The sequence below is a fragment of the Pseudofrankia sp. DC12 genome, assembly GCF_000966285.1.
Lineage (GTDB): Bacteria > Actinomycetota > Actinomycetes > Frankiales > Frankiaceae > Pseudofrankia.
In genome coordinates, this window is record NZ_KQ031391.1 from 3,698,974 (window position 1) to 3,722,331 (window position 23,358).

At 69.8% G+C, this 23,358-nt stretch carries 23 protein-coding genes and 1 pseudogene; 15 read left to right on the forward strand and 9 right to left on the reverse strand.

Features of this window, described 5'->3' with window-relative positions; all coding sequences use genetic code 11:
- Positions 1-951: 951 nt before the first annotated feature.
- Both FRADC12_RS33165 and FRADC12_RS14645 read left to right on the forward strand, forming a co-directional pair.
- Positions 952-1,110 carry a hypothetical protein gene (locus tag FRADC12_RS33165; RefSeq protein WP_232303801.1) on the forward strand — a complete coding sequence of 53 codons (159 nt, stop codon included), beginning with the start codon at positions 952-954 and terminating at the stop codon, positions 1,108-1,110.
- 211 nt (positions 1,111-1,321) lie between these two features.
- A complete protein-coding gene (locus tag FRADC12_RS14645; protein ID WP_013427974.1) occupies positions 1,322-1,597 on the forward strand; it encodes a hypothetical protein in 276 nt (91 codons plus the stop codon).
- On the opposite strand, the gene FRADC12_RS31310 is transcribed toward FRADC12_RS14645, so the two are convergent.
- Positions 1,534-2,046 carry a cupin domain-containing protein gene (locus FRADC12_RS31310; protein WP_198152907.1) on the reverse strand — a complete coding sequence of 171 codons (513 nt, stop codon included), beginning with the start codon at positions 2,044-2,046 and terminating at the stop codon, positions 1,534-1,536. The two genes, FRADC12_RS14645 and FRADC12_RS31310, sit on opposite strands and share 64 nt — an antisense overlap.
- A gap of 166 nt (positions 2,047-2,212) precedes the next feature.
- Between FRADC12_RS31310 and FRADC12_RS14650 the strand changes: the two genes are divergently transcribed.
- Both FRADC12_RS14650 and FRADC12_RS14655 read left to right on the forward strand, forming a co-directional pair.
- Positions 2,213-2,524 (forward strand): hypothetical protein, encoded by a 312-nt coding sequence (locus FRADC12_RS14650; protein WP_084010751.1) that lies wholly within the window; start codon positions 2,213-2,215, stop codon positions 2,522-2,524.
- Positions 2,521-3,006, forward strand: a complete 486-nt coding sequence (locus FRADC12_RS14655; RefSeq protein ID WP_045877074.1) for a hypothetical protein — start codon at positions 2,521-2,523, stop codon at positions 3,004-3,006. Before FRADC12_RS14650 ends, FRADC12_RS14655 begins: the two co-directional genes overlap by 4 nt.
- A 39-nt stretch (positions 3,007-3,045) precedes the next feature.
- On the opposite strand, the gene FRADC12_RS29840 is transcribed toward FRADC12_RS14655, so the two are convergent.
- Entirely contained in the window at positions 3,046-3,261 is a 216-nt protein-coding gene (locus FRADC12_RS29840) for a hypothetical protein (protein WP_084010753.1), read from the reverse strand.
- 169 nt (positions 3,262-3,430) lie between these two features.
- Between FRADC12_RS29840 and FRADC12_RS14660 the strand changes: the two genes are divergently transcribed.
- The 5 genes from FRADC12_RS14660 (at position 3,431) to FRADC12_RS34915 (ending at position 9,150) form a co-directional block, all read left to right on the forward strand.
- Positions 3,431-4,081, forward strand: coding sequence for a DUF2461 domain-containing protein (locus FRADC12_RS14660; RefSeq protein WP_045877075.1), 651 nt, complete (start codon positions 3,431-3,433; stop codon positions 4,079-4,081).
- A gap of 468 nt (positions 4,082-4,549) precedes the next feature.
- Complete coding sequence (locus tag FRADC12_RS14665) at positions 4,550-7,312, forward strand: hypothetical protein (protein WP_045877076.1); 2,763 nt, start codon at positions 4,550-4,552, stop codon at positions 7,310-7,312.
- Positions 7,313-7,382: 70 nt separating this feature from the next.
- A complete protein-coding gene (locus FRADC12_RS34910) occupies positions 7,383-8,039 on the forward strand; it encodes a TetR family transcriptional regulator C-terminal domain-containing protein (protein ID WP_157488862.1) in 657 nt (218 codons plus the stop codon).
- Positions 8,040-8,213: 174 nt separating this feature from the next.
- Positions 8,214-8,696: an NYN domain-containing protein gene (locus FRADC12_RS14670; RefSeq protein ID WP_084010755.1), complete on the forward strand. Its 483-nt coding sequence runs from the start codon at positions 8,214-8,216 to the stop codon at positions 8,694-8,696.
- A gap of 16 nt (positions 8,697-8,712) precedes the next feature.
- Positions 8,713-9,150, forward strand: coding sequence for a hypothetical protein (locus FRADC12_RS34915; RefSeq protein WP_232303802.1), 438 nt, complete (start codon positions 8,713-8,715; stop codon positions 9,148-9,150).
- 143 nt (positions 9,151-9,293) lie between these two features.
- On the opposite strand, the gene FRADC12_RS14680 is transcribed toward FRADC12_RS34915, so the two are convergent.
- The 3 genes from FRADC12_RS14680 to FRADC12_RS14690 all read right to left on the reverse strand — a co-directional run bounded on the left by FRADC12_RS14680 (position 9,294) and on the right by FRADC12_RS14690 (position 12,553).
- Positions 9,294-9,710 carry a nuclear transport factor 2 family protein gene (locus FRADC12_RS14680; RefSeq protein ID WP_045877078.1) on the reverse strand — a complete coding sequence of 139 codons (417 nt, stop codon included), beginning with the start codon at positions 9,708-9,710 and terminating at the stop codon, positions 9,294-9,296.
- 67 nt (positions 9,711-9,777) lie between these two features.
- Entirely contained in the window at positions 9,778-10,509 is a 732-nt protein-coding gene (locus tag FRADC12_RS14685; RefSeq protein WP_052710920.1) for an MDR/zinc-dependent alcohol dehydrogenase-like family protein, read from the reverse strand.
- Between the two features lie 199 nt (positions 10,510-10,708).
- Positions 10,709-12,553 (reverse strand): hypothetical protein, encoded by a 1,845-nt coding sequence (locus tag FRADC12_RS14690; RefSeq protein ID WP_045875092.1) that lies wholly within the window; start codon positions 12,551-12,553, stop codon positions 10,709-10,711.
- Positions 12,554-12,774: 221 nt separating this feature from the next.
- Between FRADC12_RS14690 and FRADC12_RS14695 the strand changes: the two are divergent.
- The 5 genes and pseudogenes from FRADC12_RS14695 to FRADC12_RS14720 form a co-directional block, all read left to right on the forward strand.
- Positions 12,775-13,080 (forward strand): annotated as a pseudogene (locus FRADC12_RS14695) (winged helix-turn-helix transcriptional regulator); the annotation flags it as partial.
- A 547-nt stretch (positions 13,081-13,627) separates the two neighbouring features.
- Positions 13,628-14,215, forward strand: coding sequence for an NYN domain-containing protein (locus tag FRADC12_RS29850; RefSeq protein WP_084010757.1), 588 nt, complete (start codon positions 13,628-13,630; stop codon positions 14,213-14,215).
- Positions 14,216-14,509: 294 nt separating this feature from the next.
- Positions 14,510-15,094 (forward strand): hypothetical protein, encoded by a 585-nt coding sequence (locus FRADC12_RS14710; RefSeq protein ID WP_232303804.1) that lies wholly within the window; start codon positions 14,510-14,512, stop codon positions 15,092-15,094.
- 420 nt (positions 15,095-15,514) lie between these two features.
- On the forward strand, positions 15,515-15,760 hold the full coding sequence (locus FRADC12_RS14715) for a FitA-like ribbon-helix-helix domain-containing protein (RefSeq protein ID WP_045877081.1): 246 nt from the start codon (positions 15,515-15,517) through the stop codon (positions 15,758-15,760).
- Between the two features lie 18 nt (positions 15,761-15,778).
- Positions 15,779-16,213: a type II toxin-antitoxin system VapC family toxin gene (locus FRADC12_RS14720; protein WP_045877082.1), complete on the forward strand. Its 435-nt coding sequence runs from the start codon at positions 15,779-15,781 to the stop codon at positions 16,211-16,213.
- A 35-nt stretch (positions 16,214-16,248) separates the two neighbouring features.
- On the opposite strand, the gene htpG is transcribed toward FRADC12_RS14720, so the two are convergent.
- Positions 16,249-18,195, reverse strand: coding sequence for a molecular chaperone HtpG (htpG, locus tag FRADC12_RS14725; RefSeq protein WP_045877083.1), 1,947 nt, complete (start codon positions 18,193-18,195; stop codon positions 16,249-16,251).
- Positions 18,196-18,479: 284 nt separating this feature from the next.
- On the opposite strand from htpG, the gene FRADC12_RS14730 reads away from it, so the two are divergent.
- On the forward strand, positions 18,480-19,127 hold the full coding sequence (locus FRADC12_RS14730; protein ID WP_045877084.1) for a DUF2461 domain-containing protein: 648 nt from the start codon (positions 18,480-18,482) through the stop codon (positions 19,125-19,127).
- Positions 19,128-19,184: 57 nt separating this feature from the next.
- On the opposite strand, the gene FRADC12_RS14735 is transcribed toward FRADC12_RS14730, so the two are convergent.
- The 3 genes from FRADC12_RS14735 to FRADC12_RS14745 all read right to left on the reverse strand — a co-directional run bounded on the left by FRADC12_RS14735 (position 19,185) and on the right by FRADC12_RS14745 (position 22,787).
- Positions 19,185-21,098 (reverse strand): hypothetical protein, encoded by a 1,914-nt coding sequence (locus FRADC12_RS14735; protein ID WP_045877085.1) that lies wholly within the window; start codon positions 21,096-21,098, stop codon positions 19,185-19,187.
- An 87-nt stretch (positions 21,099-21,185) separates the two neighbouring features.
- Positions 21,186-21,596, reverse strand: coding sequence for a hypothetical protein (locus tag FRADC12_RS14740; RefSeq protein WP_045877086.1), 411 nt, complete (start codon positions 21,594-21,596; stop codon positions 21,186-21,188).
- A gap of 402 nt (positions 21,597-21,998) precedes the next feature.
- Positions 21,999-22,787, reverse strand: coding sequence for a Fic family protein (locus FRADC12_RS14745; protein ID WP_045877087.1), 789 nt, complete (start codon positions 22,785-22,787; stop codon positions 21,999-22,001).
- Between the last annotated feature and the right edge of the window lie 571 nt (positions 22,788-23,358).

Here is a 23,358-nt window from a genome sequence, read left to right on the forward strand (position 1 = left end):
CGGTCGGCGAACCAGCCTCCGGTTCCGTCACGGCCGCCACCCCTGTCGGCTCGCCGCCCGCTTTGCCGGATTGGCGGCCGATGTCGATGTCTTCGCGATCAATGGTGCCGATGATGAGGCCGTCAAGGTAACGGGAGGGTAGTCGGTTTCGGCCGGCTGGCCCGATTTCGGTGGCGCAAATGTCACGCGACCTCCGGCCTTGGGTGGCATCGTGCCCGCCGTTACGGACAGACACGACGCGGGCTCGCCGGTAGTGGTGGGTCCGCAGGTGGTCTCTGAATCGAGCGCGATGACGCCGACCGGGCCGGCGCCCGCGTCCCGCCGGCTCGGTTCCGGACCCGCCGATTGGCGTTGCCACGCAGGTCGCGGGTCTGTCCGTACTGAGTCGGTCGAGTCCGACTCGTAGTTCAATCTCGCCACCGGTCCGCCACCGTCCTCGCATGCGTTGAAGCATCCCGTAGCAAAACCCTTACAGAAGCTCTTGCATATGCGCCCGGCGGGCGCCATGCTTCCGGTCTGTCCTCACCTTGAGTGGCAGGTTCACATCTCAGCGTGAGAGGTTGGCTGCAGCGATGCAGGGGGGAGTGCAAGCGATGAGCGCGAGCTACGACGCCGACCTCGTTGCCGACTTCGCGGGTCGCCGGCCTCCGGGAACGCTGGCCCTCCCGCTCGCCGATCCGGCCCGATCCCGCTCGCCGATCCGGTCCCAGGCCGCCCGCCGAGCTGGCCGGAGCACTGGGCTGACGCATGCGTGGCCACCCGTGGTGGCCGCCGTCGCGGCGTACGACGTCCCCTGGAGTACCGATGACTTCCCAGCTACGTGCGCGCACCTGCGGCGGGCTCGCGCCGCGAACCCGAATCCGGCCGGTCGAACGCCCTCCTGCCGTAGCGCCGGCCGACCCGGCGCCACCCCGGCGGTCGATGCCGGACGACGCGACGGAGAAGTTCGGCGTGATCGTCTTCGAGAGTGGCCCGTGGCGGGCGCGCCGCGTCGTGCTGGCCTTCGACACCCCGCTCGAGGCGGCGGCCTATGCAGCCGAAAACGCATTCGTGGACTACCTGATCGCGCCGTTGTCGTTTCTCGCACCAACCGGCGTACCGCGGGCCTGACGGCCACCTTCGACGCGCGACCGGGCAGTGCCGCCGGCCGCGTTCGCTTCGGCGCCGCTTTCGTCGTCCGGGTGCCGGCCGCAGCGTCGCGGTCGGCAGGACGTCCGTGGCCGGACGGCCCGGACCGCTTCGAGCGGCCGGGATCCGAACACGGCGCCCGCGCCGGGACGGTCGGGAAACCCGCGCCGCCTCCTGGAAAGGCGTGACGACGATGACCCGCCCCTACCTCGTGTTCGACGGCGACGGCGAGCTGGTTGGCAGCTTCCCGGAATGGGAGGCCGCGCACACCTGGGCGCACCGGCGCTCCGCGGAGCCGCTCACGCCGCAGCCGGTGCAGATCGAGGACCGCGTCGGCCGGCGCACCTGGACGGTCGAGGGCGGCTCATGCCGGCTCACGGTCTGGCGCCGCCGCGTCGAGTACGGCTACTGCGTCGAGGAACGCCACCCGCGCATCGTCGCCCTGCGCACCCACGCCTGGGCCTCCTGACCGCGGCGAGCCGGGCCGCCTGCCGCCGGTTCAGCCGGCGGTGCCGCGAGACGGTGCTTCCCGGTGGAACCTGGCCAGTTCGCCGTTGGTCTCGCCGTGGCGGACACGACGGCCATCGTCGCCCGCATCTCGGCCGATGGGCTGAACTCGACCACCTGGGTGCCGGCTGTCACCTCAGGCGTGTGACCGGGTGGGGCGTAGTAGGCGTCACCCGCCACGTAGGTCTCCTCCCGGTCGACGTAGCGCAGCACGAACCGGCCGGACAGCACGAGTCCCCAGTGCGGGCACTGGCAGCGGTCGTCGGGTAGGCCCCGGAACGCCGGCGCCCCGTCCGCATCCGCCTCGAATGTCTCGAATCCCACCATGAACCCGTCAAGGTCGGCGTATCGACCTTTGATGACGGGCGAGTCCACTAGCAGCGGGGCTTCGTCCCTACAGGTGCGCGGCATGACCTACCTCCAACAGTCCGTCGACGCCGTCACCTGCCTCGGCGTGGAACCGCGCGTCACATCGTGACCCGCGAGCGGACGGCACCGCACATGGCCGGTTGTCGGCGGATCGCGGCCCGTGGCATGGTGGCTACGACGGCGTAATACGCGGTGTTACGATGATGGCATGCCCAACATTCGGTTCACGATCTCGACGGCCTCGGACGTCCAGGCCGCGATCAGGATGCACGCCGAGGCGGCAGGTATGGATGTGTCCGCCTACATGATCGCGGCGGCCGTCGCGCAGATGGCGCGCGACGATGCCGCCACGGCGACCTTCGCGGCACTTGACGCGCGCAACCGGGCAGCCCTTGAGCAGGCTGGCGGCGTCCCTGAGACGGACCTGCCTTCGTTCGATGCCCTGACCACGGACGAGCAGGCGCTCGTCCACCGGGTTCTGAACAGCGCGCTTGGATCGGACGCCGCGAGTGTCGCATGATCGCGCGTACTGTCGTCTATGACGCCGGGATGCTCGTGGCGCTCCTGCGAGACAAGTCGGCGGCGCGGCTGCTCCACCACGGCCTACGCGCGGCTCCGCACCGGCCGGTCGTCATTGGCCCGGTCCTCGCCCAGGCGTGGCGACCGGACCCGAAGATGGTACCTGCCTTCAGCCAGTACCTGAAGGACTGCACCGTGCCCCAGATTCGGGAGAGCGCATCCCCCATGCGCGGCGTGTCGAGCATCCCCGCCGGCTGCGTCGCCTGCGCAAGAACCTTCACCCTCGACTCGTACAAACGGGCGGGGGCCATGCTCGCCGAGGCCAGGCTTCCCACGAGGAAGCGGCCGGACGTCATCGACGCCCTGGTCGTCATAGCAGCTGCTCTTCACGGTCCGGCCCAGATCCTCACGAGCGACCCAGACGACATAGGCGCCTACACCGCCACACTCGACCGCGCTGACATCGTCGTCGAACCGATCTGAGACGCTCCTCGGCAGCCCAGCCTGTCCGTTCGACCACCCCTACAGCGCCTCCGCCAGGCGTTCGGCGAGGAGGCAGGTGAATCGCGCGGGATCGCGCAGTTCTCCGCCCTCGGCGAGCAGCGCCGTGCCGTACAGCAGCTCCGCGGTGTCGCCGAGGGCGGCGGAATCCGCGTCCCGTTCGTGTGCGGCGCGCAGGCCCATGACCAGCGCCCGGCGACGCCTCGGGCACGCAGCGGGACGGGGAGTCTGGATCATATCGGGCGTCCGCGAACCTCCGCCGACGGATCAGTACCACGGCTGCCACTTTGTCGGCTGCGTGCTCCGGCCTCGCCCTCGCTTCGCTCCGGCGAGACCTCCGCACGCCGCCTCCTGCGTGTCAGTCGGTGGGCGGCCGTAGCATGACGGCGTTCGCGGAGGAGGGGCGATGTCCGAGTTCACGGGGTTTCCCACCGAGGCGTTGATCTTCTTTGAGGGGCTCGAGGCGGACAACAGCAAGGCGTACTGGACGGATCACCGGGCGACCTACGAGACAGCCGTGCGCGGCCCGATGCTGGCCCTGCTGGCGGCGCTCGGGCCGGAGTTCGGCGAGCCGCACGTGTTCCGGCCGTATCGCGACGTCCGGTTCTCCAAGGACAAGTCGCCGTACAAGACGGCGATCGGCGCCCATTGCGAGCGGGGCGGCTACGTCCAGGTGTCGGCGAGCGGTCTGATGGCCGCGTCCGGGTACTGGCGGACCGCGCCGGACCAGGTCGAACGCCTCCGGGCGGCGATCGCGGATGACCTGCGCGGTCCCGGCCTGGAGGACATCGTCGCGCGGCTGCGGGCCGACGGCTGCGAGGTGTCGGGCGACCAGCTGCGGACCCGGCCGCGTGGATATGCCGCTGATCATCCACGCGTCGAGCTGCTGAGATACAAGACGCTCACCGCCCACCGCGGTTTCGGCGAGCCGTCGTGGTTGGGCGAGCCGGCCTGCGCCGAGCACGTGGCGTCGGCCTGGCGGGAGATGCGGTTGCTGACCGACTGGCTCGACGAGCAGGTCGGCGCCTCCCGGCTGCCCGAGTCCCGCCGACGCTGACGAGCCGGCGGCCGGCGCGTGGCACGCACGCCGCCCGGGATTGGCCGCCGGAACCGGGGTAGCGCTTCGCCCGCCGGCCATCCGACCACGGTAGGACCGCGAACGTGGCCTGCCGGTGGAAGCTGAGACGGCCGGCCGGAACCTGACGTTCGGCGCCGTGAGCGACATCGCGATCGAGCGTCGGAGGCGGAGTTCGCCGAGATCATGGCCGCCTGGCGGGAGACGAAGCGCGGCGGCACCCGCGCCCTCCAGATGGTGGGGGGAGCTGGAGGAGGATGAGGCTGTGGCGAAGCTCCGGGCGGAGTGCAACGACTCGCTGCGCATCCACGCAGGCCCCCGCCTGACCAACGTGGCCTCGTCCTGGCCCCGCTTGGAAGAGGAGCAGGCCCGAAGCCGGGTGTCTGGTCGTGGCACGGCTTCCGTGGCCGTCCGGCGACCGCTGCCACCACTCTGGTAGACCAGTCGACCATGACCGGACATGACGCGGTGACGGAGCTCGACGAGGTACTCGGCGCTGGGGTCGACCGTCTTCGCCGCGCTGCCGAGGCGCGAGGCCAGGTCCTGCCCGTCGGACCGACCGTGACGACGGTCGCCCTTGTCGCGCTGCACCGGGACGCGCGCCTGCGGGCAGGGCTGCCGGAGATCACCCCGGCGCTGGCCCGGGAGATCCTCACCGGGACCTTGCCTACGTTCGCGGCCCCGCCCCGGGATGACGTCGCAGTCTGCCCTCGGGTGCTGAAGGCGCTGGCAGAGGAGCAGCACGATGCTCGTCTGCTGAGCGCCAAGAAGCTGGCGAAGCTTCACGCGGCGATCGATGAGGCCACCGGGCCGTATGAGAGGGCGCTCTTCGCGCCGGATCGGCCGACCTGGGAGCGTTTCTACGCCAGGCTGATGCGCGACGAGGGTGTCGAGGTCGCCGACGAGGTCACCGTACGCGCCTGGCTCGCCCGTTACCGTGAGCGCCCGCTGGCGGACCGCAAGACCGCCTTTCTCGCCGCGACGGCTGATGCGGCCGAGATCGAGCCGATGGGAACGGCGACCGCGCGACACGCGCGCGCGGTGATCGTCGGGCAGCTCTCCGAGACGGTGCGTTCCGGTCTGGAGCAGGCTGTCCGCACCTTCTACCTGCCCCACTTGTATGGGGACGACGGCGAGCACGAGTCGGCGATCGCGCGCATCCAGGACTGGGTAGATCGGTTGATCGACGGCGTCACGGCAGCGGGCCTCAGCACGTTCCTGCGCGAGGAGTTCCGCGATCTCGCGCCCTCGGACGACCTCCTGCTCCGTCCGATCGTCTGGGAGCTACGGGAGAAGCGGGAAGACTACGGAGGCTGCTTGCCGCCGGTCCTTGACCTGGCACCGCTGGCGCCACGCCTGCCCGTCGCGGAAGTCGACGGCGGCGGCGTCCCGGGCCCAGCGGCGACCGCGGCTCTCATCCGCTCGGCTCCGCTGCTCTCAGCCGCGGCGGGCCTCGCCCGCTGGGTGGACGAGCGGGGCGGTGTCAGCGCGGCGGAGTTCGCCCGTCACCACCGGGAGGCGTCCGCCCGCCTCGGCGTGTCGGAGTCGGTGGTGGAGCGAGTCGCGGAGTTCGCCTCAGCCGTGTCGATGCTGCGCGTCCGTGAAGACCGCGTGGCCGCGGGGGAAGCGTGGCAGCTATGGCGGGAGGGCGACGCCGACGACCTGCTGCACCTCGCGGCGATGAGCTACGGGGCCATCCGGACGATGGCGGTCGGCCTGGCGGAAGACGGTCACGGGCCGCACGGCGACCAGGACGGCGACCCGCCAGCCGACGGCCCTGGAGGCGATGACCCTGAGCCGGACGAGTCCGAGTGGGACGAGTCCGAGGTTAACGATCTTGAATCTGGCGATCGTGAGTCGGACGATCTTGAGTCGGACGAGCTGGAGCTGGGCGACCCCGAACTGGGCGAGGCAGACGTCTCGCTGCTTTTCGAGCTGTTCGGGGGGCAGGGGACGGTCTCCGTCGCGCGTCGTGCGGCCGCGAGCCTCGACTGGCGGATCCGGCGGGCACGGGAGCCGATCCCACCGATCCCGCTCGCGGCCGCGGACGGCCCGGACACGGCACTCGCCCTCGCCATGCGGGCACCGGACCCGCTGGACTCGAAGGCATACGCCCTGCCATCCGACGGCGAGCTCGATCGCCTGATCGGCCTCGACGAACCTCTCGGCGCGGACGAGCGGGCCGAGCTCACCCGGCAGGCGCATGTGACGGCGCTTGTCGCCGACCGGATGGCGGGGCTGGGCATGGTTCGCCGGGCCGGCGACACGGTCGTGCTGTCCAGGCTTGGCGAACTGGTCATAGGTCATCTCGCGGGCCAGGCTGGCTGGGACGTTCCGAGGCTGAGCGAGGTCGCCAGCACCGAGCCGGCGCTGATGGTGCGGTGGCTCGGGTCGTGGCCGGCCTGGGCTCGGGTGTCGGGCCTGCTGCTGTGGGCAGGCGCGCGTGACCACGAACGACGCTGGCGGGACCTGTTCACGGCGAGCGCGGCGAGCCCTGGGCGCTACCAGCCCGTCTTCGAGCTGCTGGGGATCGACAACAGCCGGTGGGCGCGGGAGCGGATCACGGCCGGCCGGCGTTACGAGGCGCCGTTGGATGAGCTGCTTCCGTCCCCACTGCCCGACGCCGAGGCCGAGCGGTCGTTGCGAGACGCGCTGCGGGCAGCCGTCGCCGACCCGACGATCGGCGCCTACGCGCTGGCGGCCTGGCGGTCGAGGGGAGGCCACGAGGCGCTGGACCCGCCGCCGCGTGCCCGGGCGATCCTGCTACGTGATCGGCTCGTCAGCCTTGAGATCGGCGCTTTCTGGTCGTTGCTGATCAGCGACGCGTCTCCTGAGTCCGACGGGCCACGCGGACCGGGCGAGCCGGGCGAGCCGGGTGGCGAGACTGACGATCCGCTGGGCCGAGCGGTCGTCGCGGCCTTCGACGAGGAGGCCGAAGGGTGGCCGGGCGGAGGCGGAGAACTGCTGCGAACGCTGCGCGAGCTTCCCGGCACGCCGCTCTCGCTTCTGGCCGGCGCCCTGGCGACTATCGCCAGACGCCGGCCGCACGCGGTCGCCCAGGCCGCGGGGCAGGCGGCGGAGCCGGCGCCGCGGGCGCAGAACGCTCCGGGCCGCCCGAGACCGCCGGCCGGCGGCCGCGTTCCGTCCCGGCGGGACGTCGCCCGCCGCCGCGAGCTGGCCAACAAATCCGCGAAAAGGAAAGGCCGCGGCTGAGCATGGCGGCGCTGTCGCCGAGCTGGCCGCGCGCGGCTTCGACGACGTGCGTCCGTCGCACGACTTCGCCATGCGTGCCATCGAGTCCGGGGCTGACAACGCCTCCGAACTCGGTCGACGCATCTCGGTGACCAAGCAGGCTGCAGCCAAGATCATCGAGATTCTGCTCGAGCGGGACTACATCACCCGGGACCCAGCACTACTTCCGTGCCAAGGACGAGATGCTGCTGTTCGCGCTGGACCACAGCGTGACCGGGTCGCGGGACGTCTTCAGGCGCGGATCGCGGGTCAGCCGGACGCCACCCCGCGAGAGCTGGCTCGTGCGGTGCTGACCGAACTGCTGCCCACCGACGAGGACAGCCGGGCCGAAGCCGCCGTGTCAGTGGCGTTCTACTCCAGAGCCGCGGCCAATCCCAGCTACGCGCTCGCCTTGCGCGAGGGTCTACGCGGGCTGCTCGACGTCACGGCTCAACACCTGCGCACGGCAGCAGCGCGTCGGCCTCGTCGATCTGACTCAGGTGACCAACGACCCGCTGGCGCTGCTGATCGGCATGGTGCTGGACCAGCAAATCGGACAAACAAGGAACGAAGTTTGACGATTTGTCCAGATGAAAACGCGGAGAGTGTTCGTGTGGACGCGGTGGGTGTCCGCCCAGCCGGACTGTGTGCTCGGCGTGCTCTGCGCCCTCGTCCGTTTGACGCCGTGACCGTCGGCCGCCTATGCTGACCTCACTTTCTCCCCGCCGTCCTCCGGGACTGGCGGGGTTTTTTCTAGATCGGCTACGTCATGACCCCACGAGTCGCGGTCTTCATCGACTACCAGAACGTTCACTTTTCGGCGTGAACCAGGTTTCTGCCGGCCGACGCGCGGCGTCAGCTTGGTCATGTTGGTCCTGGCCGGGTGGCTGAGCGGATCGTCGCCGGTCGGCGCTTCGGCGGTGAGTTGACGTCCGTCCGTGTCTACCGTGGCCGTCCGAGCCCGGATCATCAGCAGGCGGCTGCCAGGGCCAGCGACAGGCAGGCGGACCAGTGGGAACGTGACCCAAGGGTGACGGTGGTACGTCGACAGTTGCGGTACCCGAAGGACTGGCCGGTTGAGCCTGCCCAGGAGAAGGGCATCGATGTGGCACTGGCTGTCGACTTCGTACGTCTCGCGTGCGAGAACACCTACGACGTCGGCATCCTGTTCAGCCGTGACACCGACCTGGTACCTGCCCTGGAAGCAGTTCGCGACCTCGAATCCGGCCTTGTCCACGTCGAGGTCGCCAGCTGGACTGGCGCGAGCCGGATCCGCTTCCCTGATTCGCAGGTTCCGTGGTGCCACTACCTGGATGCCGACGACTACGAGGCTTGCCGCGACGACACTGATTACACGCTGATCTGACCGGGAGCGCGGGTGGATGCTCGGCGACGTCCCTCAACCTGCGGTAGAGCGACAGGCCGGTCAGGAAGAGCGCGAGAATTGCGGGCCCGACGTGCACCGTGATGAACCCGATGTAGTGAGGGCCGCCCCACGCGTGTCGGTATGTTTCCGGCCGGCTGGGGTGGCGTTCCTCGGCGTCGAGCAGGCCGTCGTCCTCGACCCCGACGTCGAACGGGCCCGTGAGGTGTCCACAGCGCACGTCGGTGCCTATGTCTCCATGGCATCGCACCACGCGGCGAACATGCGGCGGATGGGTTTTGACGAGGGCGATCTCGGCCGGCCGAGCCGCCGGCTGGTTGACGCGATGGTCGCCTATGGGGATGCCCCGGTAATTCGGGACCGGGTGCGTCAGCACCTCGACGCGCGGCGGCGGAAGTCTCGCGAAATTCCGATGTCACGTTCGTGGCATATCTGATCATCAAGGCCCTGGCCTTGCTGATTCCTGCGCGAACGTGATTAACGAGGCGCTGTTCGTGGCTGCCGGGTGCCAGGAGGTGAGGTGTGGAGGTCGAGGCACTCGCCAGCCCTGCGGGCGCTGCTGTCACCGTTGGCGCCGCTTTAGTCGAGGTCGGGAAAGAGCACTCTGGCGGCGTAGCGGCTGTCGAGGTACTCGCGTACTGCGGTGATCTTGCCGTCGCGGATGACGAAGATGCCGCAGTAGTCGTTCTCGTAGGGTTCGCCGGTGGTGTTGCGGGCCGAGACGTGCCACTCCAGAGCGACGGTGTCGCCGTGTGCGATTATGGTCGGGAACGTGAAAACGTGACTGCCGGCCTCGAACCGCTCGCCCATCACCGCGGACAGGAAGTCATCGACGATCTGGTCTCGGCCGTGCCAGGGTCCCGCGGTCGGTAGATCGGCCTTGACGGTCCACGTGGCGTCCTCAGCAAAGCTGTCGCGGATCGTGTCGATGTCTCCGGCGACGAGCGCGTCCAGGTAGCGCTGGAGGACCTGCTCGGGTTCAGTGTCGTTGCTCATGCTGAGTTCCTGTCTGACAGCGGCTCGTGCGGTCGATGTGGAACGGTGGTCTGAGGTGAGGGGATAGTCAGGACCGCGTTGCCGCGCACCGTCCGGGCGACCATCGCTTCGATGATCCGCGGCGTGTCCTCCCAGCCTGCGACCACGCCGATCTCGGGGTGCAGGCGTCCGGCGGCAGTGAGCCGCACGAGCGCGGCCAGGTCGTCCGCGACTGGCGTGTCATCGTCGGTGTAAAGGAACTTTGCGGATCGTTGCGCTTGATCCGCTCCGATGCGCCGAGTTCGAGCAGTCGGCGGGCGCGTTGGTCGGTGGCGGCTACGACTGTGATCTGGGTGCCCTGGGATGCGGCCAGCTCCACGAAGTAGTGGCCGACACCGCCTGATGCCCCGGTCAGTAGCAGCCGGCGGGAAGCCACCGGGCCGGTGGCTCTGGTCAGCCGCAGCGCGGTGACACCGGCCAACGGCAGCGCGGCGGCCTCCTCGCTGCTGATCGCCTCGGGGACCACGGCGAGCCGATCAATCGGCACGACCGCCCGCTCCGCCCAACCGGAGTGATCCAGGTGCGCGACCACACGATCCCCGACGCCCGGTCCATGCCCTGACCTTGCGGGCTTGACGATGACGCCGGCGATGTCCTTGCCCGGCCTGAAGCCCCGCTCGGCCCGTTCGAGCACGAATGACTCGCCGCGGTTCGGCGAAAACGCCTGGACCGCAACCACCGCCTCGTCCTGCCTCGGCTCGGCCTCGTCGACCTCGGCGAGCCTGAGCGATCCATGTCCTGTCGCGGTCCATGCCTGCACGCGGCAAGCGTGACAACTACGGGCACCTGTCGGAAGTAGGCAGCATTAAGTGCTATACACACCTTGTGGTGACTAATGGCGTGGGCTTGAAGTCCGAGGACGGTCGCTTCGACGTGATGGCCGCGGCGTGCCCGACCCGCCAAGTGATCGGTCGGGTCGGTGACAAGCAATGCCAGTGAAACTCTCTTGATCGCGTGGGTCAGGCTGCCATGGCTGGCTGGGTGTGGTCACGTTCGGTGACATCGGGAAGCGTGAGTGTTGGGGCCGCCGTGGTGAGGGTGTCGGTGATCGGTCCGCAGATCCGGGTCTCGTAGACGACCTTGCGGGTGGTGAGGCCGGGTCCGGCGTGGGGGAACTCCGAGACGCTCTTCGCCCGGCGTTCGCGGGTGCGGTTGCGGTCGGGGGTGTTGCGCCGCCGGCTGAGTGCGCTGTGGATGGCGGCGAGCCGGTGTGCGACGACCTCGTCGGGCAGGCCGGGGGTCGCCGCGCCGAGGTGGCGGGTGAGCGCGAGCACCGTGGCCTTGGTGGACAGTTCCCGGGCCAGGACCGGCTGCCCGGCGCGGGCGCCGCGCTGGGCGGGGGTGGCCTGCGCGGCGGCGCTGCGCTGCACCGCGCGCAGGAGAGCCGCCCCGAGCAGGAGAGCGGGGATCTCCTGGTCGACCTCGAACGGGTCGGTGGCGCGCAGCATCGGCCCGGCTCCGGGTCCGGAGTCGTTCAGGGTGGCCTTGGTCTCGCGGATCGGGGTCTCGGTCGCGCCCCATCGGGCCCGGTAGCCGGCGGTGAGAGCGAGCGCGGGCAGCGCGGCGGGGTCGGTGATGTTCGTGGCCACGGCGAACGTCTCACCGGTGTGGACGCCGTCGGCGAACACGTCCCACTCGACGTCGCGCCAGCCGTGCAGCACGTCGTCGGTGCCGAGGTCGACGAGCGCCGAGCCGTCGGGCAGCCACGTGTCGACGTCGACGGTGATCCCGGCGCGCAGCCGCACCGCGAGGTTCATCCCGGCGCCGGTCAGCCGCCTCAGCCGCTCGGCGCCGGGGAAGTTACGGTCCCCGACGTGCAGGAGCCCAGGGTGACAGATCGCCGGGGTGGCGGTCGCGACCTGCTCGAGCAGCGTCTGCTCACCGGCGTCCTTCGCGCCCGAGGACGGGCCGTGGGCGTAGCCGAGCGGGGTCTTCGTCCCAGCGTCGACGTCGATCAGAAGGCGGACGTGCGGGAACGGCGCCGGGTCGGTGCCCGCCCCGAAGCGCTCCCGGTTCGCCGCCGTGTCGGGCAGCCGCAGGAGGGTCCCGTCGAAGCCGGCGACCCGGAACGCTCCCGCGGCCAGCGCCTGTGGGTCGTGCGGGTCGAGGAGCTCCGCGCGCAGCACCACCAGGACCGCCTCGCACACCGCGGCGACCACCACCCCCGGCACGCCGCGCCGCGCCCGGGAGAACGCCGGCCCGCCGGGCGTGGCGGAGCAGCGGGTGAACGGGACGTCCGCGACCGGCGCGAACAACGCCGCCAGCACGTCGTCCCACCCGGTGCCCGCCATCCACGACCCCAGGACCAGCGCCCGCACGACGACCCCCCGGGTCAACGCCAACGCCGTCTCCTGCCCGCGCACGGCGTCATCAGGTGCGGCGTCGTCGCTGCCGGGCGGTGTCGTCGCCTGGAACTGGGTGAACGCCTCGGCGATCAGCCGGTCGAGCGCGCCGGGGCCGAGCCGCCGGTCGAGCTCGGCCTCCGCCGCTCCCAGCGACACGTGGTCCGCCGCCCGGCCCGACAGGGCCAGATCCCCGTTGTCGTAGGCCCTGAGCGTCCCGGCCAGCACCGGCCGGTAGACGATCACCTGGTCGCCGTGGCGGGCCGGGAGCGCGCCCTCAGCCAGCGTGAGCAGGCCGCGGCGGTCGCGGGCCGGCGCCCGGCCGCCGCCGCGGCGCCCGGCCGTGCGAACCGGCCCCGCGGCCAGGTCCTCGGCACGCACCGCCAGCAGCCCGGCACCGACCCGGCCGAAGGCCACCCCGGGCAGCGCGACCGACGGGACGACAGGATAGAAACAGGACACGGCGGACTCCGGGTCAGGGAACTGGCTTCGACACCCTTCACCTCACCCGGAGATCCGCTCAAACCCCGCAATCCGGGCACTCCCAGCACCCAAATCCTCCGCTCCGGCGACCTCCCACCCCACCCCCGACCGTCACCCAACGTCACCGTTAGCTCAGGCGCGGCCGGGTACCTCACACCTCGCGATCAAGCGCCTTACAACGGCATTGCGGTGACAAGTGGTCGCTGCTGGTGCTCTACGCGCTCTCGACCGGCACCAAGCGATTCTCGCAGTTGCGCTCCGAGGTCGAGGGCATCAGCCAGAAGATGCTCACCCAAACCCTGCGAGCGTTCGAGCGAGACGGACTCGTACATCGCCACGTCTACGCGACGATCCCACCTAAGGTCGAGTACCGGCTCACCCCGCTTGGCCAAGGCCTTGAGGAGGCGATCGCCGTCGTCCGCAAGTGGGCCTACACCCATATGGACGAGATCACCATGGCCCGCGACAGCTACGATCGACAGCCGGTCCCCAGCGACGCCGGATAGACGCCGCCTCGATCTGTGGGCCGCGACGTCAGCGACTGACTCGAGACCTGCGGACGAGCTGGGTGGGCGTGCTTTCCCGGTGATCGAGGGAGGTCTCAAACGGGCCGGCGTTACCTCGTCGGTCGGGAAGGTCGCGGCGTCCGCCCGCCGGAAGCAGGCGCCCGGGACCGAAGCGCGCCGGGACGGCACCGATCCACTGCGAACCCGGCGATGTGACCAGCGGCGCGACGGCCCGTGCAGCGTGGTCGGCTACGGTGACGTCGTGGGACTGCATCTGAGTCAGGTCGACGAGGCCGACGAGCTGCTGACCAAGGACCCGTTGGCGCTCCTGATCGGCATGGTTCTGGACCAGTCAGTCTCGGAAACATGGAGTGCCGCCCCGCCGGCCTTCGCCCGGAGGAGCTTGGCTCCAGGCCCACGGCTGCACGCGCGATCAGATGACTGCGCCCCCGTTTGACGAGCCGGAGCCTGCACCAGTACTGTGGGTTTCACTTACTCCCCGCCGTCCTCCGGGACTGGCGGGGCTTTTTTCTAGATCGGCTTCGCCATGACCCCACGAGTCGCCGTCTTCCTCGACTACCAAAATGTCCATCTCTCGGCTCGCACCGCGTTCTTGCCCTCGGGCAGCTCGGGCCGGCATGGACATGTCGATCCCATGCGTGTCGCGCGGCGGATCGTCAGGGGGCGACGGTTCGACGGTGAGCTTGCGACCGTCCGGGTCTACCGCGGGCGCCCAAGCCCCGATCATCAGCCGGTCGCCGCGAGGGCCAGTGACCGGCAGGCCGATCGTTGGTCTCGCGATTCCCGCGTGGTCCTCGTCCGCCGCCAGCTGCGCTACCCGAAGGCCTGGCCGGCTGAGCCCGCGCAGGAGAAGGGCATCGACGTCGCCCTCGCCGTGGACCTCGTGCGACTGGCCTGCGAGGGCGCCTACGACGTGGGCGTTCTGTTCAGCCGCGACACGGACCTTGTACCGGCGTTGGAGACCGTCAGGGATCTTGGGTGTCACGTGGAAGTAGCGAGCTGGAAGGGTACCAGCCGGCTCCGCTTTCCCGACTCGCAGCTTCCGTGGTGCCACTACCTGGACGCCGACGACTACGCGGCTTGTCGGGACTACACCGACTACACGGCGGCCTGATCGACAGCCGCACGGGGGATGCGCTGGTCCTGTGATCCTCGTGTTGCCGTCATCCGTCGACAGCTCCGCCCACCATCGCGCGCCTGGCCGGCCTGTTTGACGGTCCGTCGCGGCTGTAGGCCATACTGCTCTCCTCGTTGATCTACCGCCCAACCTCCGTTGGCCCACCCCAGCCGGGCCACTCGGCGGAGGCAAAGGGGAGTTCTCCTCGGATCGCTGTCAATCCGCCCGCCGTCGGCGGCGTCGCTGGGGGACGGTGCCGGTGGTGTGGGTGTCGGATGACGGCGAAATCGGATGACGGCGAACAAGGAATTCAAGCGGTTGGTGCGGGCGCGGATGCGTCGCACCGGCGAGTCCTACACGGCCGCGCTCCGGCACCTGCGACGGATCTCCACCGAGGGGCCCGCGATGCCCGAGCCTGTCCTGCCCGAGATTGTCTGGCGCCGCGTCGCCAAGCTCGAGTTCGCATATGCCGTCTGGGTTCCTGACGGTTGGGACGAGCGGCCGCCGAACCCGAAGAACAGCCCGTGGGAGACGGCCCGGTTTGGTGCGGCCGACGACCACCGGCGGATCGCCATCGTGCTCCGGATGCCGATCTTCCGGTCGCGGTCGGCCACCGAGCTGGCCGAGTCAGCGAGCGTGTCGCTCGAAGGGGCCGGCTTCGGTGAATTCGAGGTGACCGCGATGCCGGTCGGCGGCCGGCCGGGCGCGCGGCTCGACTGCATGCGCCGCGATGCCGGTCGCGTCTGGACGGTGCGCGAGTACATGGCGGTGACCGAGGAGGCCAGCTTCTGTCTCGGCCTCGGTTCGGCGGTGCCGGATGAGGATGCGCGGCTGTTCGACGAGATAGCCGACCGCTGGGAGGTGCTTGTCGCCTGAACTGCTGGAGCCCGGTCGGTCGTGGCGCCGACCGGGCTCCAGCCGGCGGGAACCGGTGTCGTCCGCCCGGCGCGGCGCGGCCAGCCACTGTCTGGTTGCCGTTGTCTGCGAGGCGTGCCGGTACGACGTCGACCACATGGCGATCAGACCGACTGCCTTCCACTGGTCCCGCCCCCGGTTGCGGGCGACGGTCAGCAGCCACGCGCTGGGATTGCCTGGCACTCCCTGCGACGGCCACGTCCGGTCGAGGGCGGTCACACAGACCCGCTGCCAACCTTCCCGATCGGCGTGTCCGCCATCGTCGACGGAACCGACCTGATATTCGAACAGCCAGCAGTAGCCGCATGACTATCTGACCGGCGACGCGACGGTGCCGCCAGAGTCCGCACGTGCTAGCATTGCTATCGGGAGGTGGTCCCGATGGCGGCGGTTAGTATCCGAGACCTCGACGACGGTGTGCGGGAGCGACTGCGCATACGTGCGGCGCACCACGGCCGTTCGATGGAGGCCGAGATCCGTGCGATCCTCACCGAGGCGGTCAATGAGCCCGAGGACGCTGCCGGTTTCGCTCAGACCCTGCTCGCCCGGTTCGGCGCGCTTGGTGGCGTCGACCTCCAGCTGCCAGCGCGGATACAGGCACCGCGGGCAGCGGACCTGTTCACGTGACCGGGTGCCACCCTCAGAATGATCGTTCTCGATACCAATGTCATCTCCGAACTCATGCGAGCAGTACCAGCAGATCGCGTCGTCAGGTGGGTAACCAGCCGACCCGGTGATGCCTTGAACACGACCTCGATAAGCGTGGCCGAGGTCCGTTACGGCATTGTCCGACTGCCATCCGGTCGCCGCCGCGAGTCGCTGATGGCAGCCGCGGACGATGTCTTCTCGGCGTTCCAGGACAGAGTCCTGCCCTTCGACGCCAAGGCGGCCCGCCACTACGCCAGCCTCGTGGCCGAGCGTGAACAAGCCGGGACTCCGATCAGCGGCTTCGACGCCGAGATCGCGGCTATCTGTCGATCCCGCAACGCCGTCCTGGCTACCCGCAACACCAGCGACTTCACCGGCCTGGGCTTGGAGCTGGTCAACCCCTGGGAGGCCGATGTACTGCCCGCCGAGTAGACCATCACCCGGCGTCGCCCATGGCCGAGCGGCCGCTACAGCGCCTCCGCCAGGCGTTCGGCGAGGAGGCGGGTGAATCGCGCGGGATCGCGTAGTTCTCCGCCTTCGGCGAGCAGCGCCATGCCGTACAACAGCTCCGCGGTGTCGCCGAGGGCGGCGGAATCCGCGTCCCGTTCGTGTGCGGCGCGCAGGCCCATGACCAGTGCGTGCGTCGGGTTGAGCTCAAGGATGCGCTTGGGGTGTGGCATCTCGTGCCCCATCGCCCGGTACATTTTCTCCAGCGCGGGCGTGATGTCGAAGGTGTCGCCGACGAGGCAGGCCGGCGACTTGGTGAGGCGGCTGGACAGCCGGACCTCCTTGACGTCGTCCGCGAGCTTGGCCGTCAGCCAGGGCAGCAGCGCGGCGAAGTCCTCGCGCAGCTGTTCCCGCTCGGCCTCGCTGCTCTTCTTCTCGTCGTCGGTGTCGAGGTCGACTTCGCCCTTCGCGATCGACTTCAGCGGCTTGCCGTCGAACTCCGCCACCCGTTCGACCCAGACCTCGTCGACCGGGTCGGTCAGGATCAGGACCTCGTAGCCCTTGGCCCGGAACGCCTCCATGTGCGGCGAGTTCTCGATCATTCCGCGCGAGTCGCCGGTCAGGTAGTAGATCTCGTTCTGGCCGTCCTTCGTGCGCTCGATGTACTCGCGCAGAGTGGTCGGCCGATCGGCGTCGTGCGTCGAGTCCACCGAGACGAGGTCCAGGATCGCCTCCTGGTTGTCGGCATCCTCGAGGAGGCCCTCCTTGAGGGCGGCGCCGAACTCCTTCCACAGCGTCCGGTAGCGCTCGGCGTCGTTCTCCTGAAGAGTCCCGATCGAGGCCAGTACCTTCTTGACCAGCCGGCGCCGCACCAGCTGGATCCGGCGGTCCTGCTGGAGGATCTCTCGGGAGATGTTGAGCGACAGGTCGTGCGCGTCGACGACGCCCCGGACGAAACGCAGATAGTTCGGCAGGAGCTCCGCACAGTCATCCATGATGAAGACGCGCTTCACGTACAGCTGGACGCCGCGGCGTGCATCCCGGGTGAACAGGTCGAGCGGCGCTCGCGACGGGATGAACAACAGGGCCTCGTACTCGAACGTCCCCTCGCCCTTCATGTGGATGACCTCGAGCGGGCCGGTCCAGTCGTGGCTGAGGTGCCGGTAGAACTCGTCGTACTCGGCCTTGTCGACCTCGCTCTGCGGCCGCGCCCACAGCGCCTTCATCGAGTTGAGCGGCCGGTCGCCGGCGTTCTCGGCGCTGGACTCGGTCGTCCCCTCGTCGTTCGAGTCTCGGTCGTTCGCGGCGGGGGCCGACACCAGCCGGATGGGCCAGGCGATGAAGTCGGAGTACCGCTTGACGATCTCGCGGATCTTGTTCTCGTCGGTGTAGTCGTGGAGACGGTCCTCGCCGTCCTCGGGCTTCAGGTGGACCGTGACCGCGGTTCCCCGCGGCGCGTCGTCCACCGTCTCGATGACGTAGCTGCCCGTGCCGTCGGACTCCCACCGGGTGCCGCCGCTCTCACCGGCCTTCCCGGTCAGCAGGGTGACCCTGTCGGCCACCATGAAGGCGGAGTAGAAGCCGACGCCGAACTGTCCGATCAGATCGGCCGACGCCGCGCTGTCCTCCGATTCCCGCAGCTTGCGCAGCAGTTCGGCCGTGCCGGACTTCGCGATGGTGCCGATGAGCCCGACGACCTCGTCGCGGGACATCCCGATGCCGTTGTCGCGGACGGTCAGGGTGCGAGCGTCGACGTCGGCCTCGATCTCGATGCGCAGGTCGGCGCTGTCGACCCGCGGACCGTCCTCGACCAACGACGCGAGGCGCAGCTTGTCCAGGGCATCGGACGCGTTGGAGATCAGCTCCCGCAGGAAGACGTCCTTGTTCGAGTAGATCGAATGGACCATCAGCTGCAGAAGCTGACGCGCCTCGGCCTGAAACTCCAGCGTCTCGACCCGGGTGCTCACGGGGCCCCTCCATGCGGACACGAGCGGACTGCACGACGGCTGCCCGGCCCAGCGCGCGACGGCCAGCGCCCCGGCGACGCTTCGGCCACGCAGCGGGACGGGGAGTCTGGATCATATCGGGCGTCCGCGAACCTCCGCCGACGGATCAGTACCACGGCTGCCACTTTGTCGGCTGCGTGCTCCGGCCTCGCCCTCGCTTCGCTCCGGCGAGACCTCCGCACGCCGCCTCCTGCGTGTCAGTCGGTGGGCGGCCGTAGCATGACGGCGTTCGCGGAGGAGGGGCGATGTCCGAGTTCACGGGGTTTCCCACCGAGGCGTTGATCTTCTTTGAGGGGCTCGAGGCGGACAACAGCAAGGCGTACTGGACGGATCACCGGGCGACCTACGAGACAGCCGTGCGCGGCCCGATGCTGGCCCTGCTGGCGGCGCTCGGGCCGGAGTTCGGCGAGCCGCACGTGTTCCGGCCGTATCGCGACGTCCGGTTCTCCAAGGACAAGTCGCCGTACAAGACGGCGATCGGCGCCCATTGCGAGCGGGGCGGCTACGTCCAGGTGTCGGCGAGCGGTCTGATGGCCGCGTCCGGGTACTGGCGGACCGCGCCGGACCAGGTCGAACGCCTCCGGGCGGCGATCGCGGATGACCTGCGCGGTCCCGGCCTGGAGGACATCGTCGCGCGGCTGCGGGCCGACGGCTGCGAGGTGTCGGGCGACCAGCTGCGGACCCGGCCGCGTGGATATGCCGCTGATCATCCACGCGTCGAGCTGCTGAGATACAAGACGCTCACCGCCCACCGCGGTTTCGGCGAGCCGTCGTGGTTGGGCGAGCCGGCCTGCGCCGAGCACGTGGCGTCGGCCTGGCGGGAGATGCGGTTGCTGACCGACTGGCTCGACGAGCAGGTCGGCGCCTCCCGGCTGCCCGAGTCCCGCCGGTAACGCCCGCGCTGCCCAGAGTCTCAGGTCCGGAGGTTGTTCGGGCCGCAACGGTCCGTGTCAGCTGTTCGATTCGGTGATGGTGCTGCCTCGACCGGTGACCCAGCGGACCGGGCGGCCCGGGTCAGGGTCGTAGCGGCAGGCAGTGCCGGTGTGCACAGTGTCGCGCAGCAGCCCGGCGACCTCGGGGTCGATCCGGTCGATGCGGTCGACGGCCGCGACGATCGCCTTGCGGACGGCGACACGGGCTCGTTCCCGGATGGAGCCGGCACGGCGGCGGCGTCCACCGAGCCCGGTGGCGGCGGCCAGCTCGTCGAGGAGGGCCTGCCGTTCGAGGCGTGCTCGCTCCAGCCGTACCGGGTCGGCCCACGCGTCCGCCTCGGCCAGCTCGGCGTCGATCTCGGACAACCGGCGTCGGTACGCCGCGAGAGCCTGGGCGTCGAGAATCTCGCCGGCGTCCGAATCCCCGATGCTGACGCCAGCGTGACCCGTGACCGTGTCGGACAGGACGAGCGCGCTGACTTCCTGGCCGGGCCGCTCGACAAGATGGCGCAGATAGTGCAGCCCTTTGACGCCCGGCATCGCGACGGTCGCGCCGGGCTGGCCGACGGTCCAGACGTCCGCGGGGCCCGGCTCGAGATGGATCACGAGAAATGGGCGGGCGGGCGCCGCGGTGCCAGGCTTGCTCGGGCCGCTGACGTACCTGTCACCGGCCACGGGACCGGGCTCCGCCAGGCGGCCGGCCCACCATGCGGCGCCGACCCGCCGGTAGGCGGACAGGGCACTGTGCCTCCACCGGGCGGCATCGGGCCGGCCCAGTCGACGGCAGGCCTGGTGGAGATAGTCGTCGACGACGCCGTGGAAGGTCACCGCCCCGGCGTTGATGACGCCCCGGCCGGCGTACGGCTCCAGCAACGTGACACCCTGCTCGCAAAGATCGTCGAGCCGCAGCGCCGCGGCGACCTGCAGCAGGCACCCGACGGTGAGCAGGAAGTCGACGTCCCTGGCGACGGTGTGCAGGCCGGGCCCAGCCAGCTGGAGGGCCAGCCGCTCGGCACGGTCGGGCTCGCCGGCTTCCAGCCAGAGCACGGCCGCCTCGGCGGTCACCGATGGGATGCCCTCGTTGGTCCCGTACGCCTCGAATGCCGCTGCCTCGTGCCGCAGCGCCTCCGCGTCACCGGCCTGCAGGGCGCGGTCAGCGGCGAGGCTGTGCAGCACAGCCTCCCGGTCCGGCTCGGCGAGCGAGGCGCCCAGCTCGCGCGTCCGGGCGATGAAATCGTCGGCACGGGTCAGGTTCCCGGTGGCCAGGGCGTGCATGGCTCGGCGGGACATGGCGAAGAAGGCACAACGTGGCGCGGCTGCTTCCGTGGCCAGGACGTCCATGGCCCGTAGCTGCCGCTGGACCGCGATCACATCCAGTGCTTCCCAGGCGACGGTCAGCCGCCACAGGTGCGCCGACAGCCGCGTACCCGAATCCGTCTGGTGCGCGGCGACGTCCTCCAGCCTGGCCGCGAGCCTGGCCCGTTCTCGGTAGTCGTCGGGCCCCCAGCGCGCTGACAGTGACGCGTCGAGCGCATCTGCGAGCAGGACCGGGTCGCGGAGGTCCGTGGCGAGCTGTTCGGCGTCTCGAGCGAAGCCGCCGGCCCGGCCGGCATCGCCGCCGTAGACCCAGGTGCGGGCGAGTGCCGCGGCCAGCCTGCAGCGGGTCGAAGGCGCGACGGCCGCCGCGTACGCCTCGTGCAGCAGTGCCGGCAGCTGTCCCGGATGGCTGCCGAACCGCTGAGTGGACGGCAGCCCCAGCGCCGCCGCGGCCATGGCCTCGACGTCACCCGCCGTTCGCGCCGCCGTGAACGCCTCGACGTAGGACGCCCGCCGCACGTCGACGTCATCCTCGCCGCGGGCAGCGGTGCCGTCCGCCGAGGACGGCACCGCTGCCCGCGGCGTGGCGGCGGAGTCGTTCCGCGCCCCGTCCACGGCCGACCTGCTCATGGCCGAGAGTGTAGAGCGGCCGATCCGCCGCTTCGACCTCGTCAACCGCCCGGTGCGGATCGGCGCAGGCCGTCAGGGCCGGGCCAGGCGCACCTCGGCCGTATGCCGGGCCACCAGCGCGCTATCCCAGTCTCCGGTGCAGTAAACGGTGACGGAGCTGACCGCGCCGTCGGTCACGTCGGCTCTGATCAGTTCGCGGCAGTACCAGGTGTCCCCACCCTGTTCCCATTCCTCCTCGACCTCGAGGAGGAAGCCGCCGCTGGTCACATCGAGGCGGGAGCGCGGAACCCGGCCTGACATCGGGTGCCCGGCCTTGCGTAGCGCGACCGACTCCTCCAGACCGAGGGCCTGCAGCCGCCACTGCGGCACGTTCAGATCACAGAGCACGTCCGGCGTGAACAGGCCGTCCGGCGGGGTGTTCGTCTCCAGGAACACCACAAGCTTCTCGGCCAGCTCCCGGGCGGTCGTCTCGTCGGGACTCATCGTTCACTCACCGTGCCCAGGCTGCGCCTGCATGTTCGCGTCAAGGTCGACATATCGACCCTCGACGACGGGTGAGTCCACCAGCAGTGGTGCCTCGTCCTTACAGGTCCGCGGCATGATCTACCTCCAACGTTTCGTCGATGCCGTCACCTGCTCCGGCGTGAAGCCCGGCGTCACACTCGTGACCCGCCGCCGCACGGTGTGACCCGCCACGGCACGACACTGTCCTCGACACCTCAGCTGGCAGGGCGTTGATCGCGTGGTGGACGACCGGCGCGAGCCACTGGGCCGGCCCGGCCTGGTATCGGATTCGCGACGCTCGGCTGAGGTTGTGCCGTAGGACTGCACCTGAGCGCGACGTGGCTAGGATCTTGATATGCACCTTGTTGACATCGGGTGCTCCTAGTCACCGCTTGGCGGTAGGACCCCCTCATCGGCGGCGAGTCGGCAGGACGTCAGAAAACCGAACATCCCCGTGCCGTCCTTGCGTCGGAAGAAGTCCACCATCTGGGTGTTGAACTCGTTGCGACGGGCGGCCGGGACGCTGATGGAATCCATGCCATGGGACATGAGGTGGCCATTCATCATGTAGCGCGCGGTGCGTTTGTTGCCGTCGTAGTAGAACTGCTGAAGCGAACCGAGGAGAAAATATGCGATCGCCTGCTCGAACTCGGCGTCGATCTCGGTTGAAAGGAATTCCAGGCCCTGAGAGAAAATGCGACGCAGGTTCTCGCCGCCGCGCTCGGTGGCGGGTGGTAGGTAGCGGCCATGCTGTCCGAGGCTGACGCCTGGGGTGAGTGTCTCCTGTCCCTCGCCGCGGAAATGGCCTGACTCCAGCGCCTCGTCTCGGGCGAGCAGGAACTGGAGCCTGTCGGAGATCTCTTTGGAGAGCCGGAACTCGTGCGTCCGGACGAGCTGGGCGAGCTCGTTCGCGGCCTCCGCGAGGTTCAGGATCTGACGTTCGTCGCTGATCTTCCGCCCGCCGACCGTGATCCCGTCCAAGAGCGTCTGGACCTCGGGGTAGGTGAAAGGGTTTCCCTCAAGTACCGCGGCATCCCACACGTACTCCGGCAGCGAGCGGTGAAACCGCCAGACGGCGCGCTCGACCGAGAATCGTGGAATATCCCGGCGTACGGCGGACCGGTCCCATGCGAATCCCAGGGCGCCTAGCATCGCCTTACTCGTCGCCATGATCGCACCTCCTCGGGACCGAGTGCCACCGGCATGTACCGCGAGCCATGCCTGTGATCCAACGATACGGGACCGCGGGATCTCGGAGCTTCCTACCGTGCGGCACGCTGTAGCTGGTGGTCCGCACGTCGACGGCGCGGCGATATGGCCAGCGGCGAGCCCCTTACGACACGCCGGATGCGTGTCCTCCGCCGCTCATCGTGACGGCTTGGGCGAGCGCGTCGCAGGTGCGTTCACGCGCGATGCGCTCGACAGGACGCGATGCGCGCTCGACAGGACACAAGGACTCCGCCCGCACCGTGATTGTGCTGCTTCATCGTGATCTTGCTCCGGAGTCTGCTCAGCTGAGCGGCGTCCCGACGGCGTCACTGGCGACGGCCGAGCGAACGATCACCTTATGATCATGCCACCTCGGGCGGCTGCGGAGCGTTGATCTGTCCAGGTGGGTGTCCTGGTGCGCTCCGCCAACGGCTCCTTGATCGGGGCGGGGCGTCCCGCTACCCAGGAAGAAGAAAGGCTTTCTTTCAGGGCAGATCCGCGTCGCCGCCGAGGTTCGCGATCAGGCGTCGTA